Source organism: Paenibacillus arenilitoris (assembly GCF_014705655.1).
Lineage (GTDB): Bacteria > Bacillota > Bacilli > Paenibacillales > Paenibacillaceae > Pristimantibacillus > Pristimantibacillus arenilitoris.
Genome location: NZ_JACXIY010000027.1, coordinates 16,040 through 28,403, shown reverse-complemented (window position 1 = coordinate 28,403; position 12,364 = coordinate 16,040). Strand labels below are relative to the sequence as shown.

Sequence of the window (12,364 nt, the reverse complement as noted above, 5' to 3'; positions counted from 1 at the left end):
CCGTTAGGAATCGAAACAGTGCCGCAGCCGACGGAAACGCCCCGACCGGGCGTTTTTTGTTTTATCTGGCGGTTCTCATGATATGCGCGATTGACTTTGGCTAAAGCCGCACCTATAATCGGTATATTAGAACTGTTATTATAATACTTTTAATAAGTATTGAAAGAGGTGAGCCATCCCATGCAGCCCGTGTCGCACAATACGGTACAGCTGAAAAAGATGAACGTGGAGTTGGTGAAAAACACGCTCAAATCAATCGGAGTCGGCACGAAAGCGTCCATAGCCCGATTGACCGGTCTCAGCGTGGCTACATGCGGCACGATCTTAAACGAGCTGCTCCGGACAGGCGAGGTCACGGAATCGGATCCCGAGGAGACAAGCGGCGGACGCCCGGCCAAACTGTACAGGTTCAACGCGGATTATGGCTGCGTCGCCTGCTTATTCATCCGAACGGAAGGCGGCATCCATTCGATTGCGTATGCCGTCGCGAATCTGATCGGCGAAGTCGCGGAAGAGAAGACGCTGTTCTTCGATAGCATCGATGAAGGCACGATATACGGGCTTCTCGACGCCGTCGTGGAGCAGCATAGCAGCGTGAAGGCGATCGGCATCGGCATTCCCGGCGTCGTACAGGGCGGCAGCATCGGGATTTGCGACGTGGCCGCGCTTGCCGGCAAGCCGCTCGGACCGCGGCTCAAGGAGCGTTACGGGGTCGAAATTACGATCGACAACGACATGAACTTGACGGTGTACGGCTTCTACACCGGGCAAAACTTCGAGGAACAAAAAACGTTCGCCGTCGTCACGTTTCCGAAAGATCATTACCCCGGCGCGGGCTTTATCGTGGACGGACGGATTTTGAACGGGACGACGAATTTCGGCGGCGAGGTGTCCTATCTTCCGTTCGGGATGTCGCGAGAGGAGCAATTGAAGCTGCTGCGGAGCGGGGGCGACGGTTTCGTGCCGCTGGTCGTCAAGACGCTCGTCTCGGTGATCGCGATTCTGAACCCGGCAGCCATCGCGCTGACCGGCGATCTGTTAAGACCGGACCTCCTTCAAATGGTAAGCGAAGAAACGATGAAGGAGATTCCGAAGGCGCACATGCCGGAGCTGTTCATCCAAAAAGATACCCGGCAAGAATATGTAAACGGATTGATTTCGGTAACGTTGGAAAGTTTGACCTACTCGCTTCAGCTGGTTGAAAAAAGATAACGAGGAACCTGCGGCTAGAAAGGAACATCGAAATGGCGACATTTTTTCTTCTCATCATTTATCTTGCTTTTATTAGCCTGGGAATTCCGGACTCGCTGCTTGGCGTCGCCTGGCCGGTCATGCAGCCCGAGATCGGGGCCCCGTTCGAATCGGCGGGACTGCTGTCCATGGTTATCGCGGGAGGGACGATCGTATCCAGCCTGCTTAGCGGAAGCGTCATCCGCAAGCTCGGCACGGGCAAGCTGACGCTTGTCAGCTGCTTGATGACGGCCGGGGCACTGCTCGGGTTTTCCTTGGCGCCGTCCTTGTTATGGCTGATCGCTCTCGCGATTCCGCTCGGCCTAGGCGGGGGAGCCGTTGACGCGGGACTTAATCATTACGTGGCAGCCCACTACAAGGCGCATCACATGAGCTGGCTGCATTGCTTCTGGGGCGTTGGCGCGACGCTCGGGCCGATCATTATGTCCGCTCACATCGCAGGCGATCAATCGTGGCGGAGCGGGTATATGACGGTTGCGCTCATACAGTTCGGCCTTGTCGTCCTGCTGTTCGTTACGCTCCCGCTATGGAAGCGCGTCGCCGCGCTGCATCATTCGGCCGGGGAGCAGGTTCCGGCGGAGTCCGGGTCTGACGGCGAACAGGGTCGACGGGAGCCCGCGAATGACGGCCGGCATCCGCTTCGAATGAAAGGCGCCAAGGTTACGATGCTCGCCTTCTTATTTTATTGCGGCGCGGAATCGACGGTCGGCTTGTGGGGAGCAAGCTTCCTGGTCGGCGCGCGCCACCTATCCGCCGAAACGGCGGCGACCTGGATATCCCTCTATTACGGCGGCATCACGCTCGGCAGGTTCATTGCCGGATTCGTGACGCTTACGGTCAGCAACCGCGCGCTGATCTTGATCGGCCAGCTCTTCGCGCTTGCGGGCGGGCTCATCGTGCTGTTCCCGCTGCCGGGCGCGCTGACGCTGACGGGATTTATGCTGATCGGCCTCGGGCTGGCGCCAATCTATCCGTGCTTGCTTCACGAGACGCCTGCCCGGTTCGGCAAAGACCAATCGGCCAAGCTTATGGGCTACCAGATGGCCGTCGCGTATACGGGAACGACGGTATTGCCTCCGCTGTTCGGCGTCATCGCCTCGGGGACAAGCGTCGCATGGTTCCCGGCGGTCGTCATTCTGTTTATTTTGTCCATGTTGTTCGGTTCCGAAAGCGTGAACCGCGCCATGAAAGCGCGGCAGGCGGGAATCGGGGCGTAGCTGCCCGGTTCCCGATTATTTTGGGCGACTGTATTGACATTGCCCGCCCGTCCCATTATATTGAACCTAAGTTAATAAGCGTGACGGAGAGAAGGAGATCACACGAATGCCATCCCATTTATCGGGGCTGTTCGTATGATCTTTTTTTGTCCGGAGGAGCGTAATCGCATCATGCACCGACTATTTATTTCGAAGCGAAGGAGGCGGACGCATGGCTTTACCGATGAGCCAGCTTATATTGCCTGCCGCCCGAAAGATAAAGGACGTCGAGAAGCTGATGGAGATGTCGTACGAATATATCGTGATCCTCGACATCCATCTCAGCCAGCTGAAGCCGATCGTCGATCTAGCGAAATCCCGGGGCAAGAAGCCGCTGCTCCACGCGGATTTGATCGAAGGCTTGAAGAACGACGACTACGCGGCGGAATATTTGTGCCAGATCATTCAGCCAGCCGGCCTGTTGTCCACCCGGACGGGCGTTATCGCCAAGACGAAGCAGAACGGGCTGCTCGCGGTACAGCGCATGTTCCTGCTCGATACGGGAGCGCTCGACAAGAGCTATGCCATGATGGAGAGGACGCGTCCCGATTATATCGAAGTGCTGCCGGGCGTCATTCCCCATATGATCGCGGAAGTGCGCGATCGGACCGGCATCCCCGTGTTCGCAGGCGGCCTGATCCGCACCGCGGACGATGTGGAGCGGGCGTTCGGCGCGGGCGCGTCGGCCGTCACGACGTCCAACAAGGAGCTATGGCGGCACTATGAAGGGAAGGAGGCCAAGCGATGATGGAACAATACATGATGGCGCTCGACCAAGGAACAACCAGCTCGCGGGCCATTATTTTCGACCGGAGCGGAAGGATCGTCTGCTCGGCCCAGCAGGAGATCAAGCAGTATTATCCGAATCCGGGCTGGGTCGAGCATGACGCGAACGAAATTTGGGTATCCGTCCTCGGCGTCATCGCAGGAGCGTTGTCGCGGGGCGGCATCCGGCCCGAGCAGATCGAAGCGATCGGCATCACGAACCAGCGGGAAACGACGGTAGTCTGGGATAAGGATACGGGACAGCCGATCCATCGCGCGCTCGTATGGCAATCCCGGCAATCCGCAGAAATATGCGAGGAGCTGAAGCGGGACGGCCGCGAAGCGGTAATCCGGCAAAAGACGGGGCTGCTCATCGACCCCTATTTCTCCGGCACGAAAATCAAATGGCTGCTCGACAATGTCGAAGGCGCGAGGGATAAGGCCGAACGCGGCGAGCTTCTGTTCGGCACGATCGACACCTGGCTCGTCTGGAAGCTTAGCGGCGGGCGCGCGCATGTAACGGATTACTCCAACGCATCGAGAACGCTGCTGTACAATATCCACGAGCTTAGCTGGGACGAGGAGCTGCTTCGCATCCTTGACGTCCCGCGCGCGATGCTCCCCGAAGTGCGATCGTCCTCGGAGGTGTACGGGACGACCGTGTCGCATCACTTCTTCGGCAGGCAGACGCGGATCGCCGGCATTGCCGGCGACCAGCAGGCAGCCTTGTTCGGCCAGGCGTGCTTCGAGAAGGGAATGGCGAAGAGCACGTACGGCACCGGCTGCTTCATGCTCATGAATACCGGGAATGAAGCGATCGCGTCGACCCATGGCCTGCTTACGACGATCGCCTGGGGCATCGGCGGCGAGGTCGAATACGCGCTGGAAGGCAGCGTGTTCGTGGCGGGCTCGGCCGTTCAGTGGCTGCGCGACGGGCTCCGCTTGCTTAAGCACGCGGCGGATAGTGAATCGTACGCCACACAAGTCGCATCGTCCGAAGGCGTATACGTCGTGCCGGCATTCGTCGGCCTCGGCACGCCTTATTGGGACAGCGACGTGCGCGGCGCGGTGTTCGGGCTGACCCGCGGGACGACGAAGGAGCATTTCGTCCGCGCCACGCTCGAGGCGATCGCCTATCAGAACAAGGACGTGCTCGATGCGATGGAGGCCGATTCCGGGCTCAGGCTGAAGTGCCTGCGCGTAGACGGCGGCGTCGTCCGCAACGATTTCCTGATGCAATTCCAGTCCGACCTGCTTCGCGCGTCCGTCGAGCGTCCGCTAGTCAATGAAACGACGGCGCTGGGAGCCGCTTTTCTGGCGGGGCTTGCCGTCGGCTTCTGGAAGGACCGCCAGGACATCGCGGACAACTGGAATTTGGACCGCGCCTTCCGGCCGGTTCTCCCCGCGGAAGAAAGCGACCGATTGTACGCGGGCTGGCAGAAAGCCGTCAAAGCCGCGATGGCGTTCAAATGACCATGCACGTTTAGCCTCGAATTGTGATATACTAATGACAAGTTGATAAATGGATGGAGAATCGGAGAATCCGCGAGCGAACTCGCTGCCCTTTTTGAGCAGCGGGACTTGTTTGCGGATTTTTTGTTTTTCTGCCACATGAAAGGAAGAAAATGGCATGAAGAAAGGTTTCTCAAGCATGGAGCGAATCGCACAATTAAACGAAATGGCCGGCCGCGAGTACGACGTGCTCGTCATCGGAGGCGGCATTACGGGCGCCGGCATCGCGCTGGACGCGGTTACACGGGGGATGAAAACGGCACTGATCGAGATGCAGGACTTCGCGGCGGGGACGTCAAGCCGGTCGACGAAGCTCGTCCATGGCGGTCTCCGCTATTTGAAGCAACTGGAGGTGAAGATGGTTGCCGAGGTCGGCAAGGAGAGGGCCGTCGTCTACGAGAACGGTCCGCATGTGACGGAGCCGGAATGGATGCTGCTGCCATTCTACGAAGGCGGCACGTTCGGCGCATTCTCGACCTCGCTCGGACTTCGCGTCTACGATTATTTGGCGGGCGTGAAGCGAGGCGAGCGGCGGCAAATGCTGACCCGGGAAGAGGCGATCGCGAAGGAGCCGCTGCTGAAACGGGACGGTCTTAAGGGAGGCGGCACCTACGTGGAATACCGGACGGACGACGCGCGCCTCACGATCGAGGTGATCAAGAAGGCGGCCGAGCTGGGCGCGGATGCGGTCAACTACGCGAAGGCCGAGTCTTTAATCTATGACGGGGACCGAATGGCCGGGGCGAACGTAACGGATCGGATCGGCGGCGGATCGTACGCGATCAAGGCTCGCAAGGTCGTCAACGCTACCGGACCTTGGGTCGACGGGCTTCGCGAAATGGACCGTTCGAAGCAGGGCAAAACGCTGCGGCTGACGAAAGGGGTGCATCTCGTATTCGACGGGTCGAGATTCCCGCTTCGGCAGGCGGTCTATTTCGATACGGAGGACGGGCGCATGATCTTCGCCATCCCGCGCGAAGGCAAGACCTATGTCGGAACGACGGACACGGATTACACCGGCGACATCGCAAGCCCGCGCATGACCGAAGCGGACCGCGACTACGTGCTGGACGCCATCGCTTATATGTTCCCGGAGCTGAAGCTTGCCTCGGCTGACGTGGAGTCGAGCTGGGCCGGTCTGCGGCCGCTTATCTACGAGGAAGGCAAAGATCCGTCCGAGGTTTCGCGGCGCGACGAAATATTCCGTTCGCCGTCGGGCATGCTGACGATCGCAGGTGGGAAGCTGACGGGCTACCGGAAGATGGCGGAGTCCGTGACGGATCGGCTGGCCAAGGAATTGGAAGAGGAGTTCGGGCGGGCGTTCGGTCCATCCGTAACGAAGAACTTGCCGATCTCCGGCGGCGATACGGAAGGTTCCGCCGGGTTCCCGGCATTCGTGGAACGGATGCGGGCGGAAGGCATGCGGCTCGGGCTGTCCGGCGAAGCGGCGGGCAAGCTGGCACGGCGTTACGGCACGAACGTCGGCGCGGTCTTCGGACGGCTCGAAGCGATTCTGAATGCCACTGGCGGGCAAGGGCTGCCGCCGGAATGGCATGCCGCGCTTCTGTACGGCATCGAGGAGGAGATGGCTGCGAAGCCCGTCGATTTTCTGATCCGGCGCACCGGCGCGCTTCTGTTCGATATCGACGCCGTCCGCCTCTGGAAGGACGATATCGTCCGCATTATGGCGGAGCGCCTCGGCTACTGCGCCGAGGAGGCAAGCCGTTACGCAAGCGAGCTGGACGAAGAGCTGGCTTCCGCGACGCTGGCCGCCGAAGCGATGACCCTCGTATAGCCCGCCGCCCACCGGGCCGATCCTTTTATTCCGGATCGGCCCGATTTTTTGTTGCCATTTCCTTAATGTTATTTTAAGGTTAGCTTAAGATAACGTTCAGGGAAGGTCCTTATACTAGGGAAAGCAGAGGCCGTAAGACTTCCCGCCTCGTTACACTACAACTAGTAGTGAAAGGTGAGACGGAATGAAAAAGAAGCTTAATTTTAACGGCAGGGGCTTGGAACTGTTTTTCGGGCCGCTGGAAGCGCGAATTATGGACATCCTTTGGACCGTCCCCGATCTGTCCATCAAAGACGTGCAGGCAAGGCTTGGACAAGACAAGGATTTGAACTTCAATACCGTCATGACCGTGATGAACCGGTTGGTCGACAAAGGTATGCTGACCAAGTCCGCCGCGGGCCGGACGTCGATATTCCGGCCGGTGGAATCGAAGGAGCGGTTCCTGGAGAGCCAGTCGAAAGAGATTTCCCACAACCTCGTCGAGGACTTCGGACCGCTCGTCGTCTCCCACATGCTCGACGGCTTGGACGAGGCCGATCCGGAGCTGCTCGATAAGCTGGAGCAAAAAATAAAAGCGCTCAAAAAGGGACGATGAAAGATGTGGAAACGACGATCGAAAGCTTTAATTATGTCGAGCACGGCGATTTCTCTGTTTATTATGATCCAAATGGGGATGTATGTAACCGAGAAGCTGTCAGGCGTCGCCCTACGGAACGTGTTCGACCATTGCACCAGCCTGCTGCAAAAAATCGGCATGCCTTGGCTCGCTTTCGCGGTCGATCTTCTGGTCGCGACTACGCCGCTTCTGGCCGTTGCGCTTCTAGGCAACCAGCTGTATTTATCCCGCCGTGCGTATCGGAAGCTGTCCGCGCTTCGGAACGAGGCGCTTGCCGCCGATCTGAACGAGGCCTACAGCGGCGGCAAGGACGAGATTCTCGTCGTTTCCCATCCGGATCCGATCGCGCTGACGATGGGCTTCGTCCGGCCGAGAATCGTGTTGTCCACCGGCCTCATTCAGCTGCTGGACGAAGGCGAGCTGGAGGCGCTGATCCGGCACGAGCAGTTCCATCTAATCCATAGGGATCCGCTCAAAACGTTCCTGATGGTCGTATGCTCGGCCGTCATATGGTACGTTCCGATACTCAAGTGGAGCCGCAAGCAATATACGGCCGCAAGGGAAGTGCTCGCCGATGCTTACGCGATCGATGCGACGGGCTCCGCGGAACATCTCGGGAGCGCCTTGCTGAAGCTGCTGCGCAACAACCGGACCAAGCGTTATCCGTTCGCCTACGCGTCTTTTGCGGAATCTTCGATCAATTACAGAATCAAACATCTGATCGATCCGCAAGCCGAGTACGCGTTCCGGCTCCCCGTCAAGCGAACGATGCTTTCCTTGCAGGTGGTCGCCGCATTGTCCGTTCTTTTGATCGGCGAGCTCCTGTAATTTTTTTTGAACATGTACACTACGTGTCGTAGTGTACGCTGCGAAGGAGGCTGATACGAACATACCTGACGACCGGCACCGCAAGAAACGCATGGACGACACCTTTACCATTTCATTAGGAGGACAATTTCATGAAGATGAAAAAAACGGCAATTTCTTTAGGAGCACTGATCGTACTGGCTGGAGGAGGATATTTCGCTTACGATTATTTCGCCGGCAATCACGTCACGATCGAGGAGGTCATTCCCGCGGACGCACAGGCGCAAGCCGGAGGGGCTGCCGTCGAGTCGTCCGAGCTGAACGGCGAATGGACGATACAGCCGGATTCGAAGGTGTATTTCTCCGTAACGACGTCGAAGGAAACCGTCAACTTCGAAGGAGCCGAAGTCAGCGGAAGCTGGACGGTCGATACCGGCGACCAGACGAAGATGAGCGGACAGGGCGTCGTCGACATGAATGCGGTACAGTCGGGCAACGGCCAGCGGGACGGCCATATTAAAGGGGCGGAATATTTGGACGCCGCAGCCAATCCCGAGGCGACGTTCACGGTTACGTCGTTCGAGAACTTCCCTGCGGAGTGGACGGAAGGCGCGGCTGCGGCCTTTACGATGAACGGGACGCTAACCGTCAAGGGCATTTCGAAGGATGTTAAGTTCGACGCCGAAGCGCTCTATAGTGGGGGCACGATCAAAATGGAAGGCAGCACGGTCGTCGCCTTCGACGATTTCGGCATGAAAAATCCGCATACGGTCATGCTGGACACCGAAAATGACGTCACGGTGCAGCTCCAGCTGAATTTGGATAAAGAACAAGCATAGCACCAGGATCCGAGCAAAACGAAGCCGCCGGCAACCCGTCCAGCGGCTTTTTTCTCGTTTGCCTAAATAGCGTCGATGCGGCTTAGGGTTGAATCGGGCGTAATAAAGCGATATCTTTAGAGTTAATTTCATCGTGGGAGAGTGCGGAATGAAAATGACGACCTACCGGAAAGTAATCGCTCTGATCATCGCTTTGCTCGTTCCGATTATCGCGCTGTACGGGTATTCCAATCAAGTAAGCATTAACGTCGTGAAAGCGACGATCGAAGACCAGAACCGGAATCGTCTAGCCTTCTCGGTGAACCAGATGGATATGATGATCGATCAGCTGATGAAGCATTCGATCTCGGCCAGCCGGGATTACAGTATCATGGAATACATGAACGGCCGCGGCGGCAGCGATTCCCTTAAGCAGCTTCAGCGGCATGTGCGGATCGTCGATATGCTGAACATGCAGACGACGACGAGCGCATGGAGCAATCAAATCATCCTGTACTTGCTCGATTCGAAGGAAGTCGTCTCGACGGATTATTCGGCCTCGTTCGACGAGGAGAAAATAAACGGACGCGAGCTGGGCGAATGGACGCACGAAAGCACGATGACGTTCGGCATCAAGGACACGCTCTTCTCGGCCGTTCAGCGATCCAGCCTGCCGGGACTGCTCGTCGAGGTCCGGTTCAACGACGTGAATTTGAAAAATATGCTGAGCTCCCTGCAGCAGGGAGAAGCGAGGGAGCCTTTCCTGTACAATGCCGGACAAGCGCCGATCCTCAATTACAACGCAAACTTTCAGCTGGTCAACGAAGCGGCTTCCCGGCTGGACGGCATGCGGCTGCCCGCTAGCGGCAGTCTGAACATGACCATCGCGCGGCAGCAGTATATCGTCAATTATATCCGCTCCGAGAGCATCGGATGGTATTTGGTGGACGTCGTCCCGCTTGAAAGCGCATTCGCGCCTATTCATACGAGCCGGAATCTGTTCTATATGTCGATCGGCCTCTTGATGGCGCTTGGCGTGCTGGCGACGCTGCTGCTGTACCGGAACGTGCAGCGCCCGATCCAACTGCTGCTGCGGGGCGTCCAGCGAATCAAGGACGGCCAGTTCTCGGCGAGGCTGAAGCAGAGGCCCCATAACGAGTTCGAATTTTTGTTCAGCAGCTTTAACGAGATGGCCGAGCAGATCGAGGGGCTGATCGACAAGGTGTACAAGGAATCGCTCCGCGCCAAGGAGGCGACGCTTAAGCAGCTGCAATCGCAGATCAATCCCCACTTTCTCTATAATTGCTTGTTTTATATTAAAAATATGGCGAATTTGGGCGACAAGGAAGCGGTAGTCGCCATGTCGCTCAATCTCGGCGAGTATTACCGGTACACGACCCGCCTGGAGAACGCGATGACGACGCTCAAGGAGGAGCTTGCGCTCATCGAAAACTATTTGAACATCCAATCGCTTAGAATCCAGCGCTTCCGCTTCGAAATCGACGTGCAAGACGACATGCTGGCGCTGGAAATTCCGCGGCTGCTCCTGCAGCCGCTGGCCGAAAACGCCGTCATCCACGGCGTCGAGAATTCGCTTCGATTCGGCGTCATCCGGATTAAAGGGGAGTCTGAAGGAGGCGTCCACCGCATCATCGTCGACGACAACGGCCCGGGGCTTTCGATGCAGGAGCGGTATGAGCTGCAGAAGAGGGTGGCGATTCCGATGGACGAGCAGTCGGGCTGCGGCTTGTGGAATATCCATCAGCGGCTGATCCATTTGTACGGCGGGAAATCCGGGCTGTATTTCTCGGAATCCCCGTTAAACGGTTTACGCGTCGAAATGGTGTGGGAACGGAAGGAGGAATAGGCGATGAGCGGACACGCCGATTATCAATTGCTGCTCGTCGACGACGAAGCGAATGTCGTCGACGGTCTTGCCGATACGCTGCCCTGGCACGAGCTCGGGATCGCGAAAGTATTTAAAGCTTACTCGGGCGTCGAGGCGCTGGAAATATTGAAGACGAATCCGGTCGATATTCTTATTTCGGATATTAGGATGCCGGGGATGACCGGATTGGAGCTGCTTGCCCGCGTGAGGCGGAGCTGGAAAAAAATCAAATGCATCCTGCTGTCCGGGCATGCCGAATTCGCATACGCGCAGCAGGCGATCGCCCATGAAACGTACGATTATTTGCTGAAGCCGGTCGGCGACGAAGAGATCATGGCGAAGGTCGGAGGCGCGATCAAAGCATTGAGCGAGGAGCGCGACGAGACGCGGTTCCGGCAGCGGATGGCCCGCGCGTTTCAGGAAAGCTTGCCGAAGCTGCGCGGCGAGCTCCTGAACGAGCTGCTGCAGGGGCTGAAGTACGCGCCGGACCGGCTGACGGATAAGCTGGAATCGCTGAAATTAAACATCGCCCACGACGAGAGCTTCGCCTTGATGCTGGTGCGACTCGAAGGCCATCTGCCGAAGCTCGACTTCTACAGCCTGTCCCTGATGGAGTACGCGGTCGCGAACATGGCGGAGGAGCTGTTCAAGGATTCGTTCCGTCTCTGGAATTGCAAGAGCGTCCACGGGTATTTGGTCTTCGTCGTTACGGTGCCCGAGGAGAAGCGCGAGACGTTCGGCTCGCCGGAACATTTCGCGCGGACGGCCGAAGGCGAGCTGCAGCAGAAGGCGGCCCAGCTTCAGCTGAGCGTGAGCCATTATTTGAAAGGGTCGGCTTCCGTGCTGATGAACAAGTGGGGAGCTTTCCCTCATGACGTAAAACGGCTATACGAGGACGTGCTGATGGCGCTGCGCAGGCAGGTCGGGAACGAGAGCGAGCTGTTCGTGGAGGTGTCGGGCAACCCGGCGCAGCCGCCGGTCCGTTCGCTGCAAAGGCTTCACGAGCCGCCGATGCTCGTTCATTTGCTCGAGTCGGGCAATTTCGACTTGGCCCGGGAGAAGCTGACGGCCGTTTGGGAGGAGCTGAACCAGAATTGGGCGAATTCTCCGGAGCACGTGCTTGAAGTTTTTTTCTCCGTCTATGCGTCCTTCAGCTCGTTCGCGCACAAAAACGGCAGGGAGCTGGCGGACGTGATCGGCTCCGCTCTTGCCGACGTCTCCGGATTGATGCCGGGACGCTCGGCGTCGTCCCTATACGGCTGGATGTTTGAAGCCTTGCAATTGCTCAGGCAGAGCATGGAGAACGAAACGAGGAACGACCGGGATATTACCGTGAACCAAATAAAGCAGTTCGTGCAAAAGCATCTCGTGGACGACGTTTCCCTGCAGGCGATCGCGGACGACCTGTACATGCATCCGGTTCACGTGTCCCGCGTCTTCAAGCTAGAAACCGGAGAGAACCTGAGCGATTACGTGCTGCGCCTCAAGATGGAGCTGGCCGCTTCGATGCTGGCCGACCCATCCTTGAAAAGCTACGAAATCGCGCTGAAGCTCGGGTATCAAAACCCGAATTATTTCAACAAAGTATTCAAAAAATATTATTCGCTGACGCCTCAGGAGTACCGACAGAAGCAAGGAAACGGGGGAGAGGCGTAA

Annotated in this window: 10 protein-coding genes; all 10 read left to right on the top strand. The window is 57.8% G+C overall.

Features of this window, described 5'->3' with window-relative positions:
* The first annotated feature begins 180 nt into the window (after nt 1-180).
* The 10 genes from IDH41_RS21225 to IDH41_RS21180 all read left to right on the top strand — a co-directional run bounded on the left by IDH41_RS21225 (nt 181) and on the right by IDH41_RS21180 (nt 12,364).
* On the top strand, nt 181-1,212 hold the full coding sequence (locus tag IDH41_RS21225; protein ID WP_190864597.1) for an ROK family protein: 1,032 nt from the start codon (nt 181-183) through the stop codon (nt 1,210-1,212).
* Nucleotides 1,213-1,244: 32 nt separating this feature from the next.
* Complete coding sequence (locus tag IDH41_RS21220; protein ID WP_190864595.1) at nt 1,245-2,468, top strand: MFS transporter; 1,224 nt, start codon at nt 1,245-1,247, stop codon at nt 2,466-2,468.
* A 211-nt stretch (nt 2,469-2,679) separates the two neighbouring features.
* Nucleotides 2,680-3,255 carry a glycerol-3-phosphate responsive antiterminator gene (locus IDH41_RS21215; RefSeq protein ID WP_397328357.1) on the top strand — a complete coding sequence of 192 codons (576 nt, stop codon included), beginning with the start codon at nt 2,680-2,682 and terminating at the stop codon, nt 3,253-3,255.
* Nucleotides 3,255-4,745 carry a glycerol kinase GlpK gene (gene glpK / locus IDH41_RS21210; RefSeq protein ID WP_190864796.1) on the top strand — a complete coding sequence of 497 codons (1,491 nt, stop codon included), beginning with the start codon at nt 3,255-3,257 and terminating at the stop codon, nt 4,743-4,745. Before IDH41_RS21215 ends, glpK begins: the two co-directional genes overlap by 1 nt.
* Nucleotides 4,746-4,902: 157 nt before the next feature.
* On the top strand, nt 4,903-6,579 hold the full coding sequence (locus tag IDH41_RS21205) for a glycerol-3-phosphate dehydrogenase/oxidase (protein WP_190864593.1): 1,677 nt from the start codon (nt 4,903-4,905) through the stop codon (nt 6,577-6,579).
* Nucleotides 6,580-6,763: 184 nt separating this feature from the next.
* On the top strand, nt 6,764-7,174 hold the full coding sequence (locus IDH41_RS21200; protein WP_190864591.1) for a BlaI/MecI/CopY family transcriptional regulator: 411 nt from the start codon (nt 6,764-6,766) through the stop codon (nt 7,172-7,174).
* Nucleotides 7,175-7,177: 3 nt separating this feature from the next.
* Entirely contained in the window at nt 7,178-8,023 is an 846-nt protein-coding gene (locus IDH41_RS21195; protein ID WP_190864589.1) for a M56 family metallopeptidase, read from the top strand.
* Nucleotides 8,024-8,154: 131 nt separating this feature from the next.
* Nucleotides 8,155-8,841: a YceI family protein gene (locus tag IDH41_RS21190; RefSeq protein ID WP_190864588.1), complete on the top strand. Its 687-nt coding sequence runs from the start codon at nt 8,155-8,157 to the stop codon at nt 8,839-8,841.
* Between the two features lie 148 nt (nt 8,842-8,989).
* Entirely contained in the window at nt 8,990-10,687 is a 1,698-nt protein-coding gene (locus IDH41_RS21185; RefSeq protein WP_190864586.1) for a sensor histidine kinase, read from the top strand.
* Nucleotides 10,688-10,690: 3 nt separating this feature from the next.
* Nucleotides 10,691-12,364 carry a response regulator gene (locus IDH41_RS21180; RefSeq protein WP_190864584.1) on the top strand — a complete coding sequence of 558 codons (1,674 nt, stop codon included), beginning with the start codon at nt 10,691-10,693 and terminating at the stop codon, nt 12,362-12,364.

Coding starts and splice junctions, on each gene's coding strand:
- IDH41_RS21225 (WP_190864597.1), top strand. CDS start 181: ATGCAGCCCGTGTCGCACAATACGGTACAGCTGAAAAAGATGAACGTG.
- IDH41_RS21220 (WP_190864595.1), top strand. CDS start 1,245: ATGGCGACATTTTTTCTTCTCATCATTTATCTTGCTTTTATTAGCCTG.
- IDH41_RS21215 (WP_397328357.1), top strand. CDS start 2,680: ATGGCTTTACCGATGAGCCAGCTTATATTGCCTGCCGCCCGAAAGATA.
- glpK (WP_190864796.1), top strand. CDS start 3,255: ATGGAACAATACATGATGGCGCTCGACCAAGGAACAACCAGCTCGCGG.
- IDH41_RS21205 (WP_190864593.1), top strand. CDS start 4,903: ATGAAGAAAGGTTTCTCAAGCATGGAGCGAATCGCACAATTAAACGAA.
- IDH41_RS21200 (WP_190864591.1), top strand. CDS start 6,764: ATGAAAAAGAAGCTTAATTTTAACGGCAGGGGCTTGGAACTGTTTTTC.
- IDH41_RS21195 (WP_190864589.1), top strand. CDS start 7,178: ATGTGGAAACGACGATCGAAAGCTTTAATTATGTCGAGCACGGCGATT.
- IDH41_RS21190 (WP_190864588.1), top strand. CDS start 8,155: ATGAAGATGAAAAAAACGGCAATTTCTTTAGGAGCACTGATCGTACTG.
- IDH41_RS21185 (WP_190864586.1), top strand. CDS start 8,990: ATGAAAATGACGACCTACCGGAAAGTAATCGCTCTGATCATCGCTTTG.
- IDH41_RS21180 (WP_190864584.1), top strand. CDS start 10,691: ATGAGCGGACACGCCGATTATCAATTGCTGCTCGTCGACGACGAAGCG.